Origin of the sequence: Kitasatospora albolonga (genome assembly GCA_002082585.1) — a bacterium.
GTDB classification, from domain to species: Bacteria; Actinomycetota; Actinomycetes; order Streptomycetales; family Streptomycetaceae; genus Streptomyces; species Streptomyces stephensoniae.
Map to the genome: position 1 here is coordinate 272,550 of CP020563.1, position 23,485 is coordinate 296,034.

Consider the following 23,485-nt stretch of genomic DNA (forward strand, 5'->3'; position numbering starts at 1 on the left):
GTCCGGTCGTCATCGTTACTTGGCCGACTTGACGAGCTCGTCGATCGCGTACGGCAGGGAGAGCAGCGTGCCCTGGGAGATGGCGGCGCCGACCGCCGGGCCTTCGCTGTCCAGCAGGTACGACACGTTGCCCTTCTTGACGGCGGGCAGGTTGGCGAAGAGCTCGAACTTCTTCAGCGCCTCCGTGTCCGCCTTGTCGTTGATGACGAAGATACGGTCGACGTCGATCAGGTCCATGCGCTCGGGCGAGAGCTGGGTGGAGAACTTGCCGTCGGCGATCTTGTCGATCTCGGTCTGGTAGGTGAATCCGGTGCCCGTCACGAGCTGTCCGCGCACGTCGGTGGAGACGAACGGGTTGACCGAGTCCTTGTACCAGGAGAGGGCGACGGCCTTCTGGTCCGCGAACTCCGGGTTCGCCTTCTTGGCCGCTTCGAGCTTGTCCTGGATGCCCTTCACCAGTTCGGTGCCCTCGGTCTCCTTGCCGAGCGCCTTGGCGATGTGCACCGCGTTGTCCTGCCACGGAGCGCTGAAGGGCTCCTTCTCGGCCTTGGTGCGGCCGACCGTGGGCGCGATCCTGGAAAGCTTGTCGTAGGCGGCCTGGTCGACCTCGGAGTAGACCGCGATGATCAGGTCGGGCCGCAGGGAGGCGATCTTCTCGTAGTTGGGGCCCGCGTCCCCGTTCTTCATGACGACCTCGGGCTGGGTGTCGCCCCACTTGTCCTTCACCCAGGGCCACTGGGTGTTGATGTCGGGGGTCTGGCCCACCGGGTTCGGGTACTGGTCGACCATGCCGACCGGCTTGATGCCGAACGCGAGGATGGCCTGGTCGTCCGTGTAGCCGACGGAGACGACACGCTTGGGGGCCTTGTCGACCTTCGTCGATCCGAACGCGTGCTCCACCGTGACCGGGAACGCGCCGGCACCGGCCGCCGGGGCGTCGTCGCTCTGCTTTTTCTCCGTGTCGGAACCGCATCCCGCGAGGAGGCCGACGCCGAGGGTCGCGACGGAGACTGCCGCAGCCAGCCGCTGCCACGGCTTCGCAAGCGTCGTTCGATGGAGAAACATCCGGAATCCCTTGCTTTCGCGCTGTCCACTGCGCCCCTGCATGAGCGCGAGCAAACCCTATCCCGGCAAGTGAGGCCAGCCTAGCCTTACTTGAGAACTTTCCCTCTTTCAGGCCCAGTTGATCATTTCCAGCCAACCACCTCTGCCCAAAAGTCACTTGATGAGAGGCTTGCCCTCCGGATCGCGTCGCACATGCGTACGGCCGATCGGCACAATGAGCGGACGGTCGCCCACCGGGTCGTCGATCACCTCGGCCCGCAGCCCGAACGCCTCGTGCAGCAGCTCGGCGGTGATCACGTCACGCGGATGCCCCTGCGCCAGGATCGAACCGGCCCGCATGACCACGAGGTTGTCGCTGTAGCGCGTGGCCAGATTGAGGTCGTGCAGCACCATGACCACGGTGCACCCGGACTCGTGCAGGTCGTCCACCAGGTCGAGGACGTCGATCGCGTGCGCCAGGTCCAGATAGGTGGTCGGCTCGTCCAGCAGCAGCAGATCGGTGCCCTGGGCCAGGGTCATCGAGATCCAGACACGCTGACGCTGACCGCCGGAGAGCGAGTCGACCGGGCGGTCGGCCAGATCCAGGACCCCGGTCATGGCGAGCGCGCGCTCCACCACCCCGGCGTCGTCCGAGGACCACTGCCGCAGCCAGCTCTGGTGCGGATGGCGCCCCCTGGCGACCAGATCGCCCACGGTGAGCCCCTCGGGCGCCACCGGTGTCTGCGGCAGCAGGCCGAGCTTCTTCGCCACGTCCCTGGTCCTGAGCTTGACGATGTCCTCACCGTCGAGCACGACCGTCCCCCTGGCCGGCTTGAGAAGCCGCGTCAGCGTCCGCAACAGGGTCGATTTCCCACAGCCGTTGGGACCGATGATCGTCGTCACGACCCCCGGCGGGATCGTCACGTCGAGATCGTCGATGACCGCCCGGCCGCCGTAGCCGACCGTGATGCCTCTCGCCGCCAGCCGTGCGACGTCCTGCGTCTCGGACCGGGCCTCGGACTGGGTCTCGGTGATGAACTGCGCGGTCACAACCACCCCTTGATTTAGGCTCACCTAACCTTATGGCCTCCGGGGCGCCCCGGTCTTCCGCGCCGACGGCCGAAAAGGTTCGGCGGCGCCGGACCCGCACCTCAAGAGCGGCGGAGGTTCGCCCGTACCAGCAGATAGACGAGGAACGGGCCGCCGATCGCGGCGGTGACCACGCCGACCGGGAGGGTGACCGGCAGCGCCGTCCGCGCGATGAGGTCGGAACCGATCAGGAGCAGGGCCCCCAGCAGGCCGGAGGCCACCATCGGCGGGGTGGGGCACCTCGCCAGGCGCATCGCCACCTGGGGCGCCACCAGCGCGACGAACGGAACGGGGCCCGCCGCGCTCACCGCCACGGCGGCCAGCAGGACCGCGCACAGCAGGAGGACCGCCCGCACCCGGGTGTAGCGGACGCCGAGCCCGGCGGCCACGTCGTCGCCCAGGTGCATCGGCTTGAACGGGAACGCGGCGGCGGACACCACGACGACCAGCACCAGGGAGCACCAGAACGCCACCCGGACCTCGTCCCACGACCGGCCGTCCAGCGAGCCGACCAGCCACGCCTGCGCCCGGGCCACGTCCCTGATGTCGGCCGACACCAGCAGCCAGGTCGTGATCGCCTGCATCACGGCGCTCACCGAGATCCCGATGAGGATGAGCCGGAAGCCGTCGATCCCGCGCCGCCAGGCCAGGAAGTAGACCAGCAGCCCCGTCCCCAGGCCCCCCATGAGCGCCGCCGCCGAGAGGCCCACCGAGCCGACGAGCGCCGCCGCGGCCCCGCCCGAGACCGTCACCAGGAAGACCGCGACCGCGCTGGCCCCGCTGGTGATCCCGAGGATGTCCGGGCTGGCGAGCGGGTTGCGTGCGACCGACTGGGTGATCGCCCCGGACACTCCCAGGGCGATCCCCACGATGAGACCGGCCAGGGCGCGCGGCATCCGCAGGTCCATCACCACGAACTCGTCGACCTGTTCGCCCTGGCCGAACAGTGTGGCGACCACCCGTGACAGGCCGATGGGGAAGTCGCCGACGGCGATGGAGAGGCAGAACACCAGGAAGGCGCCCGCCGCCAGCACCAGCGAGACCAGGACGAGCCAGGGCCGCCAGACGAAGGAGACCTGCCCGATCCGGACGCCCGGCGCCAGCGAGGGGGCGGCCGCGGCTGTCGGCTTCATGTCTGTTTTGCTCATGCGCTCTTGAACTTTCCTCGCCACACCAGGACCGCGAAGAACGGGGCGCCGATGAGGGCGACCACGACACCCGGTTCCAGCTCACCGGGGCGCACGACCAGGCGCCCCACGATGTCGCAGACCAGCAGGACGACGGCGCCGAGCAGACCCGCGTACGGCACCAGCCAGCGGTAGTCCGGGCCCGTCAGGTACCGGGCCACATGGGCGACCATGAGCCCGAGGAACGCGATGGGGCCGCACGCCGCCGTGGCCGCTCCCGCCAGCAGGGTGATGGAGACGATGCCGACGGCCCGGCTCAGCACGATGTTGACGCCCAGCCCGCGCGCCACGTCCTCGCCCAGGTTGAGCAGGTTGAGGGCGGGCAGTGTGCTCAGGGCCAGCAGGAGCCCGACGCCGATGAAGCCGGTCACCGGCCAGATGACGTCGAACCCCACCCCGGCCACCGAGCCCGCGTTCCAGAACCGCAGCCCGTTCAGCGACTTCTGGTCGGTCAGGGCGACCGCCGTGGTCATCGCCATGAGGAAGACCGTGATGCCCTGCCCGGCCAGGGCGAGCGTCAGCGGATTGCCCGCTCCCCTGCCGATGCTCGCCAGACCGAAGACGAGGACACCGGCGAGGGCCGCCCCCACGAAGGCGAACCAGACGTACTGGAACGGGTTGGTGAACCCGAACACCGCGATCACCGTCACCACGGCGAACGAGGCACCGGTGTTCACGCCCAACAGGCCGGTGTCGGCTATGGGGTTACGGGTGTACCCCTGGATCAGCGCACCGCCGACGCCCAGGGCGATCCCCGCCACGACCGCGAGGACCGTCCGGGGCACCCGTACGGTCTGCACGATGAGCCTGATCTCGGTGAGCCGCTGATCGGGGTCGGCCTCCGCGAACAGCCCGTGCCAGACCTCGGCGGGGCTGAGCGCGCGGGCCCCCACCGCCAACGAGAGGGCGGCGGCGAACGCGAGGGACGCCAGCAGCGCACTCAGCCCCACAACCCGCCCTCGGCGGACCTCTGTTGCGCCCCTGGGCACGGGGCGCTCGACTGCAGTCGTGCTCATATGGACGTACGTTATCCCTTTGATCCGTCAGAGGCCGGAAGACCCTGGGCGAGGGCTCTGGCCGACGGCGCTGCCGGTGCCGTCGGTGGCCGGACGGGCCTCGTCCGAGGTGGACTTGACGCTCCGGTCGAGCAGGGAGTCCAGGATCTCGCCGACGCGTATCGCGGTGTTGGAGAGCAGGGACGTGGTGATGCCGTGCGTGTGCTCCGTACCGCCCTGGAGATAGATCCCGCAGTTCAGGCCGGGCTCGGTGGCGATGCGGTAGTCGCGCTCGACCCGGACGCGGCCCTCGTCGTCGCGCAGGCAGCGGTCGGCGACCTCGCCGAGGAGACCGAGGGGGTCGGCGGGGCTGTACCCGGTGGCGAACACCACGATGTCGGCGTCCAGGGGCGTCTCCTCGCCGGTCACGAGGGATTTCACGGTGGCCCGGACGCCGTCGGGCCCCTCCTCGACGGCGGTGACACGGGACACGTTGAGGAAGCGCAGCCGTTCGGTGCCGAGGACCTTCTCCTGGTACATCTGCCGGTACAGGTCGTCGATCAGGTCGATGTCCACCACGGAGTAGTTGGTGTTCCCGTGATAGGCCATCAGCTGGCTCTTGACGCTGTCGGGCGCGGCGAAGTACTCGTCGACGGCTCCGGGGTCGAAGATCCGGTTGGCGAAGCTGCTGTCGTCGGCGGGGCTGTAGCCGTAGCGGGAGAAGACCGCGCAGACCTCGGCCCCCGGGAAGCGGCGGTGCAGGTAGGCGACGTTCTCGGCGGCGCTCTGTCCGGCACCCACGACAACGAACCGCGAGGGCGAGGTGCCCTCCAGCCCGTCGACCTTCCGCAGTAAGTCGGAGTTGTGCCAGACGCGGTCGCCGCGCCGCACGCCTTCGGGCATGAGGGGACGCAGCCCGGTGCCGATGACGAGGTTGCGGGCCCGGTGGACCTCGAGGCCGCTCCCCGACCGTACGGTCACCTCGAGGTGCTCCACGGTGCCGTCCTGGACGACGGGCGTCACGGAGACGACCTCGTGGCCGTAGGAGACCAGGTCGCCGACCTTGGCGGCGGCCCACTCGAAGTAGTCGTGGAACTCGACCCGGAGCGGGAAGAGGTTCTTGTGGTTGATGAAGTCGATCAGCCGGTTCCGGCTCTGGAGATAGCAGAGGAAACTGAACTCGCTGGCCGGGTTCCGGAGCGTCACCAGGTCCTTGAGGAACGACACCTGCATCGTGGCGTCGTCGATCAGCATGCCCCGGTGCCAGCCGAAGCTCTGCTGCTGCTCGAAGAAGCGAGCAGTGACCGGCTCCTGTCCGCCGACGCGTGCGTTGTGCTCTCTGAGCGCGATCGCCATGGCCACATTGGAGGGGCCGAAGCCGATTCCGATGAGGTCGTGGACCCGTGGTGCGTCGCCAGGATGAACCTGTGACATGTCACTCCCATCGTGCGGGAAAGCCGCCTTCTCAGGCGCCGTGGAAGGTACGCGAGTTGGGCATGCCGACGGAGTCGACCGGCCCGAACTTAGGTGAGCCTAAGCTCATCACGGCAACGATGTCGACGGGGCAAAGCAGACATCCGGAGACTGATGTTCCATCAACTTCGTGTCACATCAGGAACGTTGTGGAGACCGGGGTCCAGCCCCCGGCCCGGGGAACGGAGCCCGCGGCGGCGGGCGGCCTGGCCCTCTCCGCGTGACGAGAGGTCCGCTACCGCGCTTCCAGTCCGGACAGCTCCGCTTCGATACCGCCCCGCATGAGGGTCCTCGCGTGGTCGATCCCGAGCCCGCCACTGAGCCAGCGCGTGCTGAGCCCCTCCAGCAGCGCCGTGAGCCTTTCGGCGGCGGCGGCGAGCTGCGCGGCCGGTGCCATGGGCCGCACCCGGCCCAGCAGGGCGGCCACCTCCTGCACCCACACCAGGGTCGCCCGGGCGAGATCCTCACGCAGCGCCGGATCGAAGACGGCGCTCGCCCGCAGCTCCCCCCACGCCGCGCTGTTCTCCCGGACCTCGGCGGTGTCCTGAAGCTCCAGGAGGAGAATCTGTTCGAGTTCCTCGCGCGGACCCAGAGGCGGCGCGTCCGCGTCCCGGACCGTCGTGTAGCGCTCCGCCCGGTCGTTGATGAACTCCAGGGTGTGGCGGAGAATCCCCGTGCGGTCCTTGAAGTGGTAGTAGATCAACCCGGTGGACACACCGGCCTCGGCCGCGAGTTCCTCCACGCGCAGGCCACGGACACCACGCCGGGCGATCACCCGTGCGGCCGCTTCGAGAATCCGGGTATTACGGGACGCCATGGCGACCAACCTACCGGGCCCGCCACCGCCGCCCGCACCCGGCTGCCGCCGCTCCGAAGGGCTTCCGGCCCCGGACGGCCAGGTCGGCCTTCACCGTACGGACACGGGACCGCGCGGGCGGAAGGGAAGGCCGGACGGCCAGGTCGGCCCGCCCTGGCGCAGCGGCTCAGCACCACCGTGACCGGACCGCCGTCCGCCGCCACATGGACGAGCCGGACGATGACGATCTCCCGGGGGCTGAGTGGACATGCGCCGGCTCTTTCGGCGATGCGAAACGGGTGGACAGACAGGCCGGGGGGCGAGCGCACCTGGCCGTCGGACGATCGTGTACTTGACTAACATTTCAGTCAACATGCCATCGATACCGTCCGGCGTCCCGGGAGGACGCCCCCACTCGGAGGAGCACGCGGTGAGCGACCGCAGAACGGCCATTCTCGAAGCCGCGGCCACCGTCATCGCACGGCGCGGCGTACGGGGACTGCGGGTGGAGGAGCTGGCGGCGGAGGCGGGCGTCTCCAAAGCCCTGATCTACTACCATTTCGAGGACCGCACCGGCCTGCTCCGGCGGACGCTGGCCTTCGTCAACAACCGGGCCGAGCGGTACACGGCCGAGCATTCGGCCGCCGAGGCGGCGGCAGGCCCGGAGGCGACGGCAGGCCGCGAGGCGACGACCAACTCCGAAACGGCGGCCGGTCCCGGCGTGGCACCCGGGTCCGACGCGGTGCCCGGTCCGCTCCGTCGGCTGGAGCAGGCGCTGCTGCTGGAGCTCCAGGACCTCCCCCACGTACGGGAGAACAGCACCGCCTGGGGCGAGCTCCGCGCGAGCGCCGTGTTCGACCCCGAGCTGCGGGGCGAACTGGCCCTGGCCAGCGTGATCTGGGTCCGGGAGGTGGCCGACCTGCTGGGCGAGGTCCGGCCGACCGCCCCGGATTCCGCGCTCACCGCCTCCGCCGAACGGCTGACCGCCCTGCTCGAAGGGCTCAGCGCCCGGTGGCTCAGCGGCATTCTGCCCCTGCCGGACGCCCGCACCCGGATGCGCGAGGCGATCGGGGTGGAGGTGGCCCACCTCGCCCGGGACGCGGTCGCCCCGGCGACATACGACACGCCGACGCCCCCGGAGTAAGCTTGACTGAATTTTCAGTCAGTGCCACAGTGCCATCAGTACCACCGCCCGTGCCGACCCGGCGCTCGCGTCAGGAGTTCGGGAGTGCCCACCGGCGCGCCACCCCTCGCGCCCCAGGGCAGCCTTTCAGCACCCACGATCGGAGCACACCGTGTCCTACCGTCCCCCCACCCGTCGTACGGTCCTTCAGACCCTCGGCGGGCTCGGCGCACTCGCTTTCGGGGCCACGGCCTGCGGCCCGGACGGCTCCGGCGCCGGGTCCGTCGGCACCGGCTCGGACCGCGCGCCCGAGGGAGAGCGCCGGTTCGGTGCGGAGTGGGACAGCCACGCACGTACCTTCATGTCGTGGCCCGCCCTGGAATCGGTATGGGCGCAGGACCTCCCGTACGTCCGCGAGGACATCGCCCGCATCGCCCGCGCCATCGCGGAGTACGAGTACGTCGTCATGATGGCCAGGACCGACCAGCGGAAGGCCGCCCAGCGCGCCTGCGGTTCGCAGGTCGAGGTCATCCCGCTCGCCGTGGACGACATGTGGGCCCGTGACACGGTCCCGGTGTTCGTCGAGGAAGGGGGCGAGGTCATCGGGGTCGACTTCAACTTCAACGGCTGGGGCGAGAAGCAGGAGCACACGAACGACGCCCGCGTGGGCCGCGCGCTGCTCACCGAGTACGGGATTCCGCGTGCCGAGGCCCCGCTCGTCTCCGAGGGCGGCTCCTTCGAGACCGACGGTGAGGGCACCCTGCTGATCACCGAGAGCTCGATCGTGAACGAGAACCGCAACCCGGGCATGAGCCGGGACGACATCGAGGCCGACCTCGTCGAGACCCTGGGGGTGGAGAAGGTGGTGTGGCTGAAGGGGGTGCGCGGCCAGGACATCACCGACGCCCACGTGGACAGCCTCGTCCGCTTCACGGCGCCGGGCGTGGTGCTGCTGGACCAGGCGTTCCCCGGTACGCCCCCGGACTCCTGGTCGCGCGCGGCCGACCAGGCCCGGGAGGTGCTGGGCGAGGCGACCGACGCCCGGGGCCGGCGCTTCGAAGTGATCGACCTGCCGCAGCCCGACCTCGACAGGATCACCGGCGAGGGCGACGACTTCGTGTCGACCTACGCCAACTTCTACGTGGCCAACGACTCGGTGTTCCTGCCCCGCTTCGGCGACCGGAAGGCCGACGACCGGGCCCGGGGAATCCTCCAGGAGCAGTTCCCCGGGCGGGACATCGTGCCGGTCGTGATCGACACCGTCGCCTCCGGGGGCGGCGGCATCCACTGCGCCACGCACGACCAGCCCGGCGAGCCGGTCGACTGACGACCGGCACCGGGGCGGCGGCCGGGCCGGGTCAGCGGAGGGCGGCGAAGAACGTGGCCATGTCCGCGGCCAGGGGTGCGGGCTGCTCCATGGCGATGAAGTGGTGCTCGCCCGGGTTGTCCAGCGGCCAGTGGACCAGGTCGCAGTCGCGCTGGGCGATGCGGCGCAGGCCCGGGATGCCGTGGTAGACACCCGTCGGGGCATGGCGCTGTCCCTGCGGCCAGCCGATGCCGGTGCTGTCGTACATGGGCCAGGACGAGGAGCCGAACGTGCCCGTGAACCAGTACAGCGAGGTGTTGGTCAGGATCGCGTCGCGCCCGAGCACGTCCTCGGGGACCGTACCGGCCGGGCCGAACTCCTTGAGCTTCTGGAGCATCCAGGCGAGCCCCCCGACCGGGGAGTCCTCCCAGCCGTACGCGAAGCTCTGCGGGGCCGCGCGCAGCAGGGCGTGGTGGTCGGTGCCGTGCATCCAGTCCGCGTCCATGATGGCGCTGTACGCCTTGTGCTCCTCCTCGGTCAGGCCGGGGACGTCCTCCTCCGACGGGATGCCCAGTCCCCCGATGAGGTAGACGCCGACCACCCGGCCCGGGTCCGCCTCGGCGACGGCGGGCGCGATGTAGGCGCCCAGGTCGCCGCCCTGCACGCCGTAGCGCTCATAGCCGAGGCGGCTCATCAGCTCCGCCCACAGGCCCGCCACCCGCGCCACGTTCCACCCGGTCTCCCGGGGCGGTTCCGAGAACCCGAAACCCGGCGGTGACGGCACCACGACGTGGAACGCCTGGTCCGGGTCGCCGCCGTGCGCCCTCGGATCGGTGAGGGGGCCGATGAGGTCGGCGAACTCCAGGAACGAGTTGGGCCAGCCGTGGGTGAGCACGACCGGCAGGGCGTCCGGCTCGGGTGAGCGGACATGCAGGAAGTGGATGTCCTGGCCGTCGATCCGCGTCATGAACTGCGGGAACGCGTTCAGGCGCGCTTCCTGGGCCCGCCAGTCGTACGTGTCCCGCCAGTACTCCGCCACCTCCCGGAGATGTTCGACGGGGACGCCCCGCTCCCACCCGGCGCCCGGGAGCTGCCGGGACCAACGGGTGCGGGCGAGACGGTCGTTGAGGTCGTCCACCTCCCGCTGCGGGATCGCGATCCGGAACGGGCGGACGAGGCCCGCGTCTCCACGGGAGGAGGGAGAAGAGGCTCGGGCGGGTCCGGCGGGCTCCGTGCTCGCCACAGCCACATCCTGATGCGTGGTGGTCGAAGTGGCCTGCGCGGTGATGTCCGTCATGATGTGCTCGCCTCCTGGTCAGCCGGTGCCTGTACTCCGGCTTGGGGTCACGAACCGACCGTATGCCCCATAGAGGCCAACCGCTGTCCTAATGAACGCCCCGCCGCCGCCCGGCACATGAGGGCGCTGCTTAGGGTGTGCGGCATGACACTGCAGCTTGTTCAGGTGAACTTCAAAGCCGGGGACGAGTCGGCGCTCGGCCGGTTCTGGGCGGAGGCGCTCGGCTGGGGTCTCTCCAGCGAGGGCCCCGGAGTCATCAACCTGGAACCCGTGGGCTTCGACTGGCCGGACCCGTCCGCCGTCTGCGTCGATCTCGTCCGCGTCCCGGACCCGGAGACGGTGAGGTGCCGCGTGCACATCGAGCTCGCCACCACCTCCGACGCCCATCAGGCGGAGTTGGTCGCGCGCCTGAAGGAGCTCGGGGCGACGCCCGCCGACGCGGGCCAGGGCGATGTGCCGGGGACGGTGCTGGCCGACCCGGAAGGCAATGTGTTCAGCGTCCTGGAGCCCCGGGAGCTCTACCGGGACACGGGCCCCGTGGCCGCCGTGGTCGTCGGCTGCGCCGACCCGCGCGCCCTGGTCCGGTTCTGGGGCGAGGCGATCGGCTGGACCGTCCATGAACTGACCGACGACCGCGCCCTGTTGCGCTCCGTCAAGGGTGTCGGTCCGTACCTGGAGTTCCGCCGCACACCGGACGACCGGGCCGTACGGAGCCGCGTCCATCTCGACGTGATGCCCGACCCCGTCGAGGATCAGGCGAAGGAGGTCGCCCGGCTCGAAGGGCTCGGCGCGGCACGGGCCGATGTGGGCCAGGGCGATGTCCCCTGGGTCGTCCTGGCCGATCCGGAGGGCAACGAGTTCTGCGTCCTCGGCCGGGGCTGATACGGCACTCCCGCGCGCGGCGGGGCGGCGGCGCCCACCGCCTTCGGGTCCTCGGCCCGCCGCGCCGCGCCGTCAGCGGGGCTCCGCCCCGAACGGCTGCCCCAGCCATGCGGCGAGAGCCGCGTAGTCACCATCGGTGAGACCGACACGGGCATCGACCCGGTGGACCAGGGCGTACCCCTCATGGTGGGCGGCGACCCAGGCCCGGTCGGTGTCTGTCGCCTCGTCATCGACCCATACGAACGGCCGCCCCGCCGCCCGGTCGACCAGGGCACGGGTCTTCCAGTGCAGCCCATCGCGTTCGTCCTGGCCGTCGAGGTCCGACGGCTCCGGCCAGGCGACCACGGCAAGCGGCTGAAGACCGAGCAGCGGGGCGATGCACTCGTTCGCTTCATCCATCCACGTCGTGGCCCAGACCAGCTCGCAGGGAAGCGCCGCCAGCTCGGCCCCGTGCCGAGGGTTGATCCTGCTCAGGAGCGGGTTCGTATCGGCCCCCCGCAGACCGGGACCGAGCGCATAGGCCGGATACCGCTGCGGCTCCGCTCCGAACGGGATGAGCGGTCCGTCGACGTCAAGGAAGAGCAGCGGAAGTCGCGCGGGGCCGGTCACAGCAGCACACAGTAGCCCCACCCAGCAGCGCACGCGTGCCCGGAGCCCCCCGTCGGCAGGGCCTTCATCTCGGTTGCGCATCACAAAGCGGCCAACAGTTGACGATTAGGTTAGGCAAACCTTAGATATCCATGACTCTCATTTGAGAAAGGCTTTGCCATGAGACGCTCAACCTCTCGCCATCTCTCCGCCCTCGCCGCGGCAGCGCTGCTCGTGCCGCTCGTCGCGGCCTGCGGCTCCGACGACAAGGGCGCCACGGAGTCCAAGGACTCCGGCACGACGGCGACGGAGAAGGCGGCCGGTCCGCTGGTCATTTACTCCGGGCGCAACGAGGAGCTGATCGCCCCGCTGCTGGAGAAGCTGGAGAAGGCGACCGGCACCGAGGTCGAGGTCCGCTACGGCGACAGCGCCGAGCTCGCCGCCCAGCTCCTGGAGGAGGGCGACAAGACCAAGGCGGACCTCTTCTTCGCCCAGGACGCCGGGGCCCTCGGAGCGCTGGGCAAGGCCGGCCGGCTGGACGCGCTGCCGCAGGGATCACTCGACCGGGTCGACAAGGAGTACCGCGCCGAGGACGGCACCTGGATCGGCGTTTCGGGCCGCGCCCGCGTCATCGCGTACAACAGCGACAAGGTCGCCAAGGCGCCGGACAGCGTCAAGGACCTGACAAAGCCGGAGTGGAAGGGCAAGGTCGGATACGCCCCGACCAACGCCTCGTTCCAGGCGTTCGTCACCGGTATGCGTGTGCTGGAGGGCGACGACGCCACGCGTACCTGGCTCAAGGACTTCAAGGCCAACAGCCCGCAGGTGTACGAGAAGAACGGCGCCGTCCTCGAAGCGGTCAACGAGGGCAAGGCCGAGCTCGGCCTCATCAACCACTACTACTGGTACGAGAAGGCGGCCGAGGAGGGCGCGGACAAGCTCAAGGCCGCGCTGAGCTTCCCGAAGAAGGGCGACCCGGGCGCGCTCGTCAACGTCGCCGGTGTCGGCGTCCTCAAGGGCAACGACCAGAGCGCCGCGGCGGCGAAGGCCGTGGACTTCCTCCTCTCCGAGGAGGCCCAGACCTACTTCGCCGACGAGACCAGCGAGTACCCGCTGGCCGCCGGTATCAAGAGCAAGGCCGACCTGCCGGAGCTCGACACCCTCGGCGTGCCCGAGATCGACCTCAGCAAGCTGGAGTCGCTCGAAGTGACGCTGGAGATGCTGCGGGAAGCCGGGATGGTCTGACCGGTATGACCGAACCGGGTACCCGGGGCCCCAAGGCCCCGCCGGCGCCCGCTCGCACCGCCACCCGCCCGGACACCGCCCCCGCGGTGTCCGGGCGCGGGCGTGCCGGGCGAAGGCCGCCTCTCGTCCTGACCGTTCTCGCCTCCGTCGCCGCCGCCCTGGCGCTGCTTCCGCTGATCTATCTGGGCGTACGGGCCCTGGAGCGCGGTCCCGGGTTCGCCCGGGACGTCGTGGCCACCGGCCGTACGGGTCAACTGCTCGTCCACAGCGTCGGCCTGGCCCTCGTGGTCGTCGCCGCCTCCCTCGTGCTCGGCGTCTCCCTCGCCTGGCTCACCACCCGCACCGCGCTGCCCGCCGCCCGCACGTGGTCGGTGCTGGCCACGCTGCCGCTGGCGGTGCCCAGTTACGTGGCGGCCTTCGCCTGGGTCTCCGCACGCCCCGGGCTCGCCGGGTTCGGCGGTGCGGCACTGGTCCTGACCCTGGTCAGCTACCCGTACGTGTATCTCCCGGTCGCGGCGGCGCTGCGCGGGATCGATCCGGCCCAGGAGGAGGCAGCGCGGGCGCTCGGGCACGGCCCGTGGCAGACGTTCCGGCGCGTCACGCTCCCCCAGCTGCGCCCTGCGGCGGCGGGCGGGGGGCTGCTGGTGGCGCTGTACGTGCTCTCGGACTTCGGGGCCGTATCGATCATGCGGTACGAGACGTTCACCCTGGCCATCCACACGTCGTACAAGGCGAGTTTCGACCGCACTCCCGCCGCCGCGCTCGGCGTCGTCCTGGTCCTGATGACCGTGCTCCTGGTCGCCGCCGAATCCCGTACGCGCGGCCGGGCCGGTTCGGCGCGGACCGGCTCCGGAACGGCGCGCCCGCCGGTTCCCCTGCCGCTGGGCCGGCTGCGGTGGCCCGCGCTGGCCTGGTGCTCGGCCGTCGCCGCGGCCGGTGTGCTCTTCCCGCTGGGAACCCTGGCGTACTGGCTGGCGGTGGGCAACTCGGCCACCTGGGAACCCGCCAGGCTGCTGGAGACGGGGACGACGACCCTGCTGGTCGCGGCCCTCGGCGCCGCGCTGACCACGGCGCTCGCCCTGCCGGTCGGGGTCATGGCCGCCCGCTACCGGGGCCGCGTCGCGCATCTGCTGGAGCAGGCGGCGTACGCCGGACACGCCGTGCCCGGCATCACCGTCGCTCTCGCCCTGGTCTTCCTCGCGGTGCGCTACGCCTACCCCCTCTACCAGGAACTGCCGTTGCTCGTCCTCGCGTACGCGGTGCTCTTCCTCCCGGTGGCCGTCGGTGCGACGCGGGCCGCCGTCCTCCAGTGCCCGCCGGTCCTGGAGGACGTGGCCCGCTCGCTGGGCCGGGGGCCGCTGCGGGTGCTGCGGGAGGTGACGGTGCCGCTCGCCGCGCCCGGGGTGGCCGCGGGGGCCGCGCTCACCTTCGTGGTCTGCATGAAGGAGCTGCCCGCCACCCTGCTGCTGCGCCCCACGGGCATGGACACGCTGGCCACCCGGCTGTGGACCGAGACCGGCACCGCCTCCTACGCGGCGGCTGCCCCGTACGCCGCCGTCCTCGTCCTGATCGCCGCCGTCCCCGCGTACCTCCTCGGAAGGCACCGCACATGAGCGACCTGCACATCACCGGCCTGACCCACTCCTACGCCCCCGGCGCCCGGATTCTGGACGGGCTGGACCTCACCGTCCCCGGCGGGCGGCTGGCCGCCGTGCTGGGCCCCTCCGGCTGCGGGAAGACCACCATGCTGCGGGTCGTGGCGGGGTTCCTGCGTCCGGACGCCGGTACGGTCGAGCTCGACGGGCGGACCGTCACGGGTCCCGGCGTCCATCTCCCTCCGGAGCGGCGCAGGATCGGGATCGTCCCGCAGGAGGGCGCGCTCTTCCCCCACCTCAGCGTCGCCCGCAACGTGGCCTTCGGGCTGACACACCGGACACGTGCCGAGCGCAGCCGTCGTACGGAGGAGATGCTCGAACTCGTCGGCCTGCCCGGCTACGGGCCCCGTATGCCCCACGAGCTCTCGGGCGGTCAGCAGCAACGGGTCTCCCTCGCCCGCGCGCTGGCCCCGGCGCCCGCCCTCGTCCTGTTGGACGAACCGTTCAACGCCCTCGACAGCGCCCTGCGCGCCGGGGTGCGGGCCGACGTCCGGGCGGCGCTCCGGGCGACCGGGGCCACCGGCGTCCTGGTCACCCACGACCAGCAGGAAGCCCTGTCGACCGCGGATCTGGTGGCGGTCGTACGGTCGGGCCGGGTCGCCCAGTGCGGCACACCGCAGGAGGTCTACCGCAGGCCCGCCGATCCCTGGGTGGCGGGCTTCGTCGGCGGTGCCGTGCTGCTGCCCGGCACCGGAGAGGGCTCCACGGCCCGGACCGCCCTGGGCCCCGTCCCCCTGGAGGTCCCGGCCGACGGGGACGGCGGGACCGTCGTACTGCGCCCCGAGCAACTCGCCCTCACCGCCCCGCCGTCGGACGACACGGCACGCGCCACGGTGGCGGACGTCTCGTTCCACGGGGCCGACACGCTGGTGAGCGTCCTCGTGCCGGGGGTGGACGCCCTGGTGCAGGTGCGCGCCACCGGTCCGGTGGACCGGCGCCCCGGCGACCCGGTCGGGATCGCCGTCACCGGGACCGCCACCCTGCACCCGCACCGCACCGCCCGCGAACGGTAGGGCCGCGTGGGTGCGGTGGGGTGCTCGCGGCGCTCGTGGGTACGGTGCGCGGCGGAGGATTCCGGACAGCTTCGGGAGGTGAGTGAGGCCACACCCTTTGGGGTTTGACGGGAAATCCTTCACCGAATGGACGCCATTGCTTCAAAAACTTCCGATGCGATCCCGTTTCGTCACCCAAACAGCAAGATCAACATCGTTGAACCCTGCACTGCCCGCTTCACCCTGTCCGTATGGCGGTGAACCGGCCCTCCGCGACTACTGCTTCCCCCGCATATCGCTGTAGGCATATGCCGACACGGCCCGCCGGGCGCGCCGACCCCGACCATGTCGAGCGCGCCGCCGGTGACATGCCATCACTCAAGGGAAGTCCGGAGGCGTCCGCCTTCGGTTCCCGCTCACCACCGCCGTACCTGGGGGGACTTTCCCATGCCTCAACTCACCCGTCGCCGCACCCTCGGTGCCGCCGCGACCGCTCTGACCGGCCTCGTCCTGACCGGCTTCGCGCAGGCGGCCGGAGGGTCGACCGACCTCCGGACCACAGGCGAGAAGCGCCCCGAGGGGCACGAGGCCCACGGGGGACATGAGGGACACACGGGGCACGCAGCCCCGCAGCCGTTCAGCGAAACCTTCCAGGGGCGCCGCATAGAGGGCGCCCCCTCCCACGCCGACGGGCATCACGGCGGCTACACCGTGCTGGTCGACGGCGAGGAACTGCATGTGATGCGGAACGCGGACAACACCTGGGTCAGCGTCATCAACCACTACGAGACGTTCGCGACCCCGCGCGCGGTCGCCCGGGCGGCCGTGATCGAGCTCCAGGGCTCCGAACTCGTACCCCTGGCCTGATCCCCACGCCCGCCCGCGCATCCGCGCGATTCCGCTGACCTTTTCCTGAACCGGGGAGCAACCTCATGACCGTACGCAAGAACCAGGCGAGCCTCACCACCGCCGAGAAGCGGAGCTTCGTCGACGCGCTCCTGGAGCTCAAGCGCACCGGCCAGTACGACACGTTCGTCACCACGCACAACGCCTTCATCATGAGCGACACCGACAACGGCGACCGGGTGGGCCACCGGTCACCGTCCTTCCTGCCCTGGCACCGCAGATTCCTCATACAGTTCGAGCAGGCGCTCCAGGCCATCGACCCCTCCGTCGCACTCCCCTACTGGGACTGGACGGTGGACCGTACCGTCGGGGCCTCCCTGTGGGCGCCCGACTTCCTCGGAGGCACCGGCCGCGCCAGGGACGGGCAGGTCGCCGAGGGGCCGTTCGCCGTCAGCGGCGGCAGGTGGCCGGTCACGGTGACGGTCGACGGGCGCGGCTTCCTCCGCCGCGCCCTGGGGTCCGGCGTACCGCAGCTGCCGACCCGCTCGGAGGTCGACTCGGTCCTCGCGATGCCCACGTACGACACCGCGCCCTGGAACAGCGCGTCGGACGGCTTCCGCAACCACCTCGAAGGCTGGCGCGGCGTCAATCTCCACAACCGGGTGCATGTGTGGGTGGGCGGCCAGATGGCCACCGGGGCCTCGCCCAACGACCCGGTGTTCTGGCTGCACCACGCGTTCATCGACCGGCTCTGGGCACAGTGGCAGGCGCGCCACCCCCGCTCCACCTACCTGCCGGGCGCGCGGACCAGGAACGTCGTGGGCCTCGACGACGTCATGCGCCCGTGGAACGACGTGACGCCCGCCGACATGCTGGATCACACGAGGTACTACACCTTCGACACCGTTTCGTAGCACCGCACTTGGCGGTCCGGGGCCCCGGGGGGGGGCTGGTGGACCCGGGGGGCCGGGGGCTCGGGAAACGGGTGGCAGGTGGCAGGTGGCAGGTGGCAGGTGAAATGAACCGCGTCGGTTGAATGACGGGGATCGCCCAGAGTGTTGACGGTGCACACATGGCGCGTTACCTTCAGCCGCACAACCCGGCACCACGCTCTCGAAACCGGCAGTTCAGTACGACCTTTCCCCATCACCCCCCGGCCCCACTCCCCCTGCCCAGGAGACAAAGCCGCACATGGACTCTCCCCTCGCCACCGTCCTGCTCCCGCTCGCCCTCGCCATCATCATGTTCGGGCTGGGCCTGTCCCTGACAGCCGACGACTTCCGCCGGGTGCGTCGGCATCCACGCGCCGTCGTCGTAGCGCTGTTCTGCCAGGCGCTGCTTCTGCCCGCCGTGTGTTTCGGTCTGGTCATCGCCTTCGACCTCTCCCCCGTGCTCGCCGTCGGCATGATGCTGCTGGCCGCCTCTCCCGGCGGGACGACGGCCAACCTCTTCAGCCACCTCTTCGGCGGTGACGTGGCGCTGAACGTCACGCTCACGGCGATCAACGCCGTGGTGGCCGTCGTGACGCTGCCGATCATCACCAACCTCGCCCTGCTCCACTTCGAGCCGGGCATCGGGCAGGACGGCGTCGGGCTGCAGTTCGGCAAAGCGCTCCAGGTCCTGGCCCTGGTGCTCGCGCCGGTGGTGATCGGCCTGCTGGTGCGCCGACGTTCGGAGGAGTTCGCGCGGCGCATGGACCGTCCGGTGCGTCACCTGTCGGTCGTCGTCCTCGTCGCGGTGATCATCGGCGCCGTGGTGGCCGAGCGGAACAACATCGCCGACTACCTCGTGGACGCGGGGCCCGTAGCGCTTCTCTTCTGTGTGCTGAGCCTGGCCACGGGATACTTCGTGCCGCGCCTGGCACGCGTCGGCAAACGGCAGGCGATCGCCTGTTCCATGGAGATCGGCGTGCACAACAGCGCGGTCGCCATGACGCTGGCGATCAGCGTGCTCGGCAGCGTCGGCCTGGCCGTGCCCTCCGCCGTCTACGGCGTACTCGCCTACCCCGTCGCGGCGCTCGCCGGGCTGCTGATGACCCGTGTCGGCAACCGGCGCCCCACGGAGGAAGCCGCGCCGGTCGGCTGACGACCGGCGGCGCTCACCGCTCGATGCTCACCACTCACCGCTCACCGCTCGCTGCCGGGCAGTCCTCCAGGTCGTCTCAGTCGCCCCGCAGGGCTGTCCTGAGGGCATCGACGGCGAGGGTACGGGCGACGTTGGCCGCACGGGTGTCGCGCAGGCTGTCCAGGAGCAGGAAGTCGTGGACCATGCCCGCCACGCGGACGGAGGTCACGTCCACCCCGGCTTCGCGCAGCCTGTTGGCGTACATCTCCCCCTCGTCACGCAGGACGTCGGCCTCGTCGGTGATGACCAGGGTGGTGGGCAGCCCCTTGAGCTGGTCCAGGGAGGCCCGCAGCGGGGAGGCGTACACCTCGGTGCGGGCGGCGGGGTCGGGGATGTAGGCGTCCCAGAACCACTTCATGCCGTCGCGGGTGAGGTAGTAGCCCTCGGCGAACTGGAGGTAGGACGGGGTGTCGAAGTCGGCGTCGGTCACCGGGTAGAGCAGGACCTGTGCCTTGAGGCCGATCCCACCGCGCTCCTTGTTCATCAGCGCGAACACCGCGGACATGCAGCCGCCGACCGACTCTCCGGTGACGGCGATCCGCGAGGTGTCCAGACCGTGCTCCGCGCCGTGCTCCAGCACCCACTGGCCCACGGCGTAGTTCTGCTCCACCTGGGTGGGGTACCTGGCCTCGGGCGCACGGTCGTAGACGGGGAAGACACCCGCCGCACCGGCGCCGACGGCGAGTTCGCGGAAGAGACGGTCGTGGGTCCTGTCGTCGCCGAAGACCCAGCCTGCGCCGTGGATGTAGAACACCACCGGCAGCGCCCCGGTGGTCCCCTCGGGCCGGATGATCCGGGTACGGACCGTGCCCCACTGGCCCGCGTCCACATCGACCCACTCCTCGTCGACGTCCGGACGGGGCACGCTCTCGTCGCTCTGCAGGCCGAGCAGAAGGTCACGGCCCTTCTCCGGAGGCACCTCGTAGATCCGCGGATGCGGGTCCGTGGCCTCGCACAGCTCCTTCGCCTCGGGTTCCAGGTAGGGGGTGATCGGAGGAGGTAGATCAGTCATGTCAGCTCCATGTCGTGGGCACACCATGCGCCCCGTCCGCAGCACACCTGCCCGCCCCCTTGCCTGCCCTGTTCACAGCACACACGTGTGCCCTGTCCACGTGGCCCATCGGCTGCTGAAGCCATGCACACCCCAGACGGCAACGGCCGATTCCATACTTCGTGCCCCATTCGCCCCCCGCAACCCGCGCGGTGACCTGTCGGGCGCTCATGCCGCAGTGGCCCGATGAGCGGGAGCAGCCGGGAGGCAGCGGGGGTGACGGCGGCCCCCGGCACTCCGCCGGGTGGGGGTGAGCCCGTGACGTGACCGGGAGTCGGGGGCCCGATCCGGCCCGGCCCGATCCGGTTCAGCCCGGCTCAGCCATGGCGATGTTCGGCGGCTTCCCCTGACGCGCTCCCGCCTGATGCACTCCCGTCCGATGCACTCCCGTCCGATGCGCTCTCGCCCGATGCGCTCTCGTCGTTGAGGAGAAGGATCTTGCCGACGTGGCCGCCGGCTTCCATGAGACGGTGGCCTTCGGCGGCATCGGCCATGGACACCGTCCGGTCGACGACCAGTCGCACGGAGCCGTTCTCGATCAGGGGCCAGACGTTCTTCTGGACCTCGGCGACGATCTCGGCCTTCTGCTCCTTCGACCGGGTACGCAGCGTGGTGCCGTGCACGGACACCCGCTTGAAGACGATCTCGGCAAGGTTGAGCGAGCCCTCCAGGCCCTTCTGGAGACCGATGACGACCAGCCGCCCGTCGGCGGCCAGCGAACGGACGTTGCGCTCGAGGTAGTCGCCGCCGATGACATCGAGGATCACGTCATAGGGGCCGTGCTTGGCGAAGTCGTCGGTACGGTGGTCGATCGCTTCGTCGGCACCCAACTCCCGGGCACGGGCGGCTCTTCCGGGCCCGCCGACCGTGGTGACGACCCGGGCGCCGAGCGCCTTGGCGATCTGGATCGCCATCGTGCCCACACCGCCGACACCTCCGTGCACGAGGAGCGTCTCGCCCGCCTTCAGGCCCGCGGTCATGACGATGTTGGACCAGACCGTGGCGGTGACCTCGGGAAGCCCCGCCGCCTCCACCAGACCGACCCCCTCAGGAACGGTGAGCAGTTGACCGGCGGGAACGGCGACCTTCTGCGCGTAACCGCCCCCGGTCAGCAGCGCACAGACCTCGTCGCCCACCTGCCATCCGGTGACCCCCTCACCGAGGGCGCCGATACGGCCCGAAACCTCGAGCCCCGGGTAGGGCGAGGTACCCGGCGGCAACGGATACAGGCCCTGCCGCTGCATGACATCGGCCCGGTTCAGCGCACTGGCCACCACATCGACGACCACCTCGCCGGGGCCGGGCGAAGGGTCCTCGGCCTCCACCCACTCCAGCACCTCGGGACCGCCCGGCTCCTTGATCGACACAGCCTTCATGACATTTCCCTCCGCACAGGAACAGAATGTTTACAGTCCATACATTACGTTCGGGAGTGTGCACCGTCAACATTAGGGCGGCCGCCGAGGGGCCTACACAGGCGCCGGAGATGCAGCTAGCGCGCCGGAGTCGCGTTCACATCGGCGACAACGCGGCGGGCGAGGCGTTCGGAGGACGCCGGGTTCTGCCCGGTGTACAGGTCCCGGTCCACGACCACGTACGGCCGCAACGGCAGACGCCCCTTGGAGTACTCCGCCCCGCTCGCCCGTAGCCGGTCCTCCAGCAACCAGATGACCTTACGGCCGAAACTGTTGAACTTCCCCTCCAGGTTCGACAGCCCCGTCATCCGGTACCCCGCGAACGGCCACGCCCCGCCCTCACCCTTCGCGGCGAACGCGGCCGCCGGGGCGTGACACAGCAGCGCGAGCGGTCGGCCCGAAGCGAGCACCCGGGTCAGCAGCGCACCGACACCGGGTCCACCGCCAGATCCTCCATCGGACCGTGCCCACCGGGATAGAACACCACGTCGAACTCGTCCGGATCGATCTCGCCCAGCACCCGGGGATGCTTCAACTCCGCGTCGATCCGGTCGAGATACGCGGCCACCTCACGCAACGTCGATGGCCGGCCCGCCGTCCGCGACATGCTCAGCCGGTCCAGCGTCGGCGCCTTTCCGCCCGGCGTCGCGATCGTGATCCCCCACCCCGCCTCACTGAAGATCCGGTGCGGCACCGCCAGTTCCTCACCCCGGAACCCCGACGGATGGACCTCCCCGCCCCTCAGCGTCCAGCGGTCGGCCGCCGACACGACGAACAGCACCTCGGTCACAGCGATCACTCCTCCCGCGGAAACGGGCCTTCGCCGTCCTGGCGGGCACAACGACCGGCATCCACCCGCGAGTCCTCGCGCATCCTCGAACCATCACCTGCCGCGAGCGGCCTGACGGCGACCGGTCACTCCCACGGCCCCCACGCCCTTCGACCTGCGCAACGCAGACCACACCACCCGATGTTTACACCAATTACATCAGTGAGCTAATGTGAGTGGTGTACACATCGTAGGCGATCAAGAAGAAAGAGAGAATCGGTATGACCAGCGAGCTGTTCTCACCGCTGCACCTGCGCTCCGGGCGGGTACTGACGAACCGGATCGCGAAAGCGGCGATGGAGGAGAACATGGCCGGTGACGGCCAGCTGCCCGACGAGCGGCTGTTCACGCTGTACCGGCGCTGGGCGGCGGGCGGCACCGGGCTGCTGATCACCGGCAACGTCATGGTCCACGCCGAGGCGCTGACCGGTCCCGCCGGTGTCGTACTCGACGAGAACGCGCCGCTCGAACCGTTCGCCGAGTGGGCCGAGGCGGGCAAGTCCGGCGGCGGCGCGATATGGATGCAGATCAACCACCCCGGCCGCCAGGTCGCCTCCGGTATGCCCGGCGTCGTCTGGGGCCCCTCCGACATCGGCGTCAGCCTGGGCAGGCACAGCAGCCGGTTCGGCCGCCCCACCGCCATGACCGCGCAGCAGATCGACGAGACCGTGGCCCGGTACGCGGTGACCGCGCGCCGCGCCGAGCAGGCCGGGTTCGACGGTGTCGAGATCCACGCGGCACACGGCTACCTGCTGTCACAGTTCCTCTCCCCCCTGGTCAACAAGCGCACCGACCGGTGGGGCGGGTCCCTCGAGAACCGTGCCCGGATGCTGCTCGACATCGTCAGCGCCGTACGGGCCGCCGTCTCACCGTCCTTCGCGGTCGCGGTGAAGCTCAACTCCGCCGACTTCCAGCGCGGCGGGTTCGACGCGGACGACGCCCGCCAGGTCATCGCGATGCTCGAACCCCTCGGCGTCGACCTGGTCGAACTCTCCGGCGGGAGTTACGAGAGCCCCGCCATGACCGGCCGCGCCGCCGACTCCCGTACCCGGGCCCGCGAGGCGTACTTCCTGGACCTGGCCGAGGATCTGGTCGCCACCAGCCCGCTCCCCCTGATGCTCACCGGCGGCATCACCGGGCGGGCGACCGCGCAGCGGGTCCTCGACAGCGGCGTGGCGGTCATCGGCATGGGCACCGCGCTCGCCGTCACCCCGGATCTGCCCCACCGCTGGCTCCGGAGCCGCGAGGCCGACCGCCAACTGCGCCCGGTGAACTGGTCCGACAAGGCCCTCGCCTCCGCCGCAGGCATGGCCCAGGTCCGCCACCAGATGCGCCGCCTCGCCCGCGGCAGCACCCCTCGGCCGGGCACCCACCCGGTGATCGCCCTGGTCGCCGAACAGCGCAGGCAGCGCACCGCCCTGCGCCGCTACCGCGCCTGGCTGTCGAAGCCCCGGTAACCGCCGACTCCAGCCCCCGGCCCAGCCCCGACCGAACCCCGGCCCGGTTCGGCCGTCGAACCCGCTCGCAGAACATCACCGCACCCGTTGC

General features: G+C 70.6%; 20 protein-coding genes and 1 pseudogene. 10 read left to right on the plus strand and 11 right to left on the minus strand.

Annotation, left to right across the window (positions count from 1 at the left end):
* Positions 1 to 15: 15 nt before the first annotated feature.
* The 6 genes from B7C62_01085 to B7C62_01110 form a co-directional block, all read right to left on the minus strand.
* Positions 16 to 1,065, minus strand: coding sequence for an iron siderophore-binding protein (locus B7C62_01085; protein ID ARF71004.1), 1,050 nt, complete (start codon positions 1,063 to 1,065; stop codon positions 16 to 18).
* 153 nt (positions 1,066 to 1,218) lie between these two features.
* The gene (locus B7C62_01090; GenBank protein ID ARF71005.1) at positions 1,219 to 2,094 is read right to left on the minus strand and encodes an ABC transporter; all 876 of its coding nucleotides are present in this window, start codon (positions 2,092 to 2,094) and stop codon (positions 1,219 to 1,221) included.
* Between the two features lie 101 nt (positions 2,095 to 2,195).
* Positions 2,196 to 3,281 (minus strand): iron ABC transporter, encoded by a 1,086-nt coding sequence (locus tag B7C62_01095; GenBank protein ARF71006.1) that lies wholly within the window; start codon positions 3,279 to 3,281, stop codon positions 2,196 to 2,198.
* On the minus strand, positions 3,278 to 4,336 hold the full coding sequence (locus tag B7C62_01100) for an iron ABC transporter permease (protein ID ARF71007.1): 1,059 nt from the start codon (positions 4,334 to 4,336) through the stop codon (positions 3,278 to 3,280). Before B7C62_01100 ends, B7C62_01095 begins: the two co-directional genes overlap by 4 nt.
* Before the next feature lie 27 nt (positions 4,337 to 4,363).
* Positions 4,364 to 5,749 (minus strand): L-lysine 6-monooxygenase, encoded by a 1,386-nt coding sequence (locus tag B7C62_01105; GenBank protein ARF71008.1) that lies wholly within the window; start codon positions 5,747 to 5,749, stop codon positions 4,364 to 4,366.
* A 274-nt stretch (positions 5,750 to 6,023) separates the two neighbouring features.
* Positions 6,024 to 6,605: a TetR family transcriptional regulator gene (locus tag B7C62_01110; GenBank protein ID ARF71009.1), complete on the minus strand. Its 582-nt coding sequence runs from the start codon at positions 6,603 to 6,605 to the stop codon at positions 6,024 to 6,026.
* Between the two features lie 352 nt (positions 6,606 to 6,957).
* On the opposite strand from B7C62_01110, the gene B7C62_01115 reads away from it, so the two are divergent.
* Together B7C62_01115 and B7C62_01120 are read left to right on the plus strand one after the other, a co-directional pair.
* Complete coding sequence (locus B7C62_01115; protein ARF71010.1) at positions 6,958 to 7,728, plus strand: TetR family transcriptional regulator; 771 nt, start codon at positions 6,958 to 6,960, stop codon at positions 7,726 to 7,728.
* Positions 7,729 to 7,879: 151 nt separating this feature from the next.
* Positions 7,880 to 9,034: a peptidyl-arginine deiminase gene (locus tag B7C62_01120; protein ARF71011.1), complete on the plus strand. Its 1,155-nt coding sequence runs from the start codon at positions 7,880 to 7,882 to the stop codon at positions 9,032 to 9,034.
* A gap of 31 nt (positions 9,035 to 9,065) precedes the next feature.
* Here B7C62_01120 and B7C62_01125 read toward each other — a convergent pair whose 3' ends face one another.
* Positions 9,066 to 10,310: an epoxide hydrolase gene (locus tag B7C62_01125; protein ID ARF71012.1), complete on the minus strand. Its 1,245-nt coding sequence runs from the start codon at positions 10,308 to 10,310 to the stop codon at positions 9,066 to 9,068.
* A gap of 144 nt (positions 10,311 to 10,454) precedes the next feature.
* Between B7C62_01125 and B7C62_01130 the strand changes: the two genes are divergently transcribed.
* Positions 10,455 to 11,192 carry a glyoxalase gene (locus B7C62_01130; GenBank protein ARF71013.1) on the plus strand — a complete coding sequence of 246 codons (738 nt, stop codon included), beginning with the start codon at positions 10,455 to 10,457 and terminating at the stop codon, positions 11,190 to 11,192.
* 72 nt (positions 11,193 to 11,264) lie between these two features.
* Here the strand turns inward: B7C62_01130 and B7C62_01135 are convergent, their stop codons facing one another.
* A complete protein-coding gene (locus B7C62_01135; protein ARF71014.1) occupies positions 11,265 to 11,801 on the minus strand; it encodes a hypothetical protein in 537 nt (178 codons plus the stop codon).
* Between the two features lie 159 nt (positions 11,802 to 11,960).
* On the opposite strand from B7C62_01135, the gene B7C62_01140 reads away from it, so the two are divergent.
* The 6 genes from B7C62_01140 (at position 11,961) to B7C62_01165 (ending at position 18,603) form a co-directional block, all read left to right on the plus strand.
* Entirely contained in the window at positions 11,961 to 13,025 is a 1,065-nt protein-coding gene (locus tag B7C62_01140; protein ARF71015.1) for an iron ABC transporter substrate-binding protein, read from the plus strand.
* Positions 13,026 to 13,030: 5 nt separating this feature from the next.
* The gene (locus tag B7C62_01145) at positions 13,031 to 14,638 is read left to right on the plus strand and encodes an iron ABC transporter permease (protein ID ARF71016.1); all 1,608 of its coding nucleotides are present in this window, start codon (positions 13,031 to 13,033) and stop codon (positions 14,636 to 14,638) included.
* On the plus strand, positions 14,635 to 15,693 hold the full coding sequence (locus B7C62_01150; GenBank protein ID ARF71017.1) for an ABC transporter ATP-binding protein: 1,059 nt from the start codon (positions 14,635 to 14,637) through the stop codon (positions 15,691 to 15,693). The genes B7C62_01145 and B7C62_01150 overlap by 4 nt, the downstream gene beginning before the upstream one ends.
* Positions 15,694 to 16,119: 426 nt before the next feature.
* The gene (locus B7C62_01155; GenBank protein ID ARF71018.1) at positions 16,120 to 16,539 is read left to right on the plus strand and encodes a tyrosinase; all 420 of its coding nucleotides are present in this window, start codon (positions 16,120 to 16,122) and stop codon (positions 16,537 to 16,539) included.
* Positions 16,540 to 16,604: 65 nt separating this feature from the next.
* On the plus strand, positions 16,605 to 17,432 hold the full coding sequence (locus tag B7C62_01160) for a tyrosinase (GenBank protein ARF71019.1): 828 nt from the start codon (positions 16,605 to 16,607) through the stop codon (positions 17,430 to 17,432).
* A 277-nt stretch (positions 17,433 to 17,709) separates the two neighbouring features.
* Entirely contained in the window at positions 17,710 to 18,603 is an 894-nt protein-coding gene (locus B7C62_01165; protein ARF71020.1) for a bile acid:sodium symporter, read from the plus strand.
* 76 nt (positions 18,604 to 18,679) lie between these two features.
* On the opposite strand, the gene B7C62_01170 is transcribed toward B7C62_01165, so the two are convergent.
* From B7C62_01170 to B7C62_01180, 3 genes and pseudogenes are all read right to left on the minus strand, one after another.
* On the minus strand, positions 18,680 to 19,654 hold the full coding sequence (locus tag B7C62_01170; protein ID ARF71021.1) for an esterase: 975 nt from the start codon (positions 19,652 to 19,654) through the stop codon (positions 18,680 to 18,682).
* A 356-nt stretch (positions 19,655 to 20,010) separates the two neighbouring features.
* A complete protein-coding gene (locus tag B7C62_01175) occupies positions 20,011 to 21,069 on the minus strand; it encodes an NADPH:quinone oxidoreductase (protein ID ARF71022.1) in 1,059 nt (352 codons plus the stop codon).
* Positions 21,070 to 21,185: 116 nt separating this feature from the next.
* Positions 21,186 to 21,898 (minus strand): annotated as a pseudogene (locus tag B7C62_01180) (type 1 glutamine amidotransferase domain-containing protein).
* Between the two features lie 260 nt (positions 21,899 to 22,158).
* Between B7C62_01180 and B7C62_01185 the strand changes: the two are divergent.
* Positions 22,159 to 23,394 (plus strand): 2,4-dienoyl-CoA reductase, encoded by a 1,236-nt coding sequence (locus B7C62_01185; GenBank protein ARF71023.1) that lies wholly within the window; start codon positions 22,159 to 22,161, stop codon positions 23,392 to 23,394.
* Positions 23,395 to 23,485: the final 91 nt, after the last annotated feature.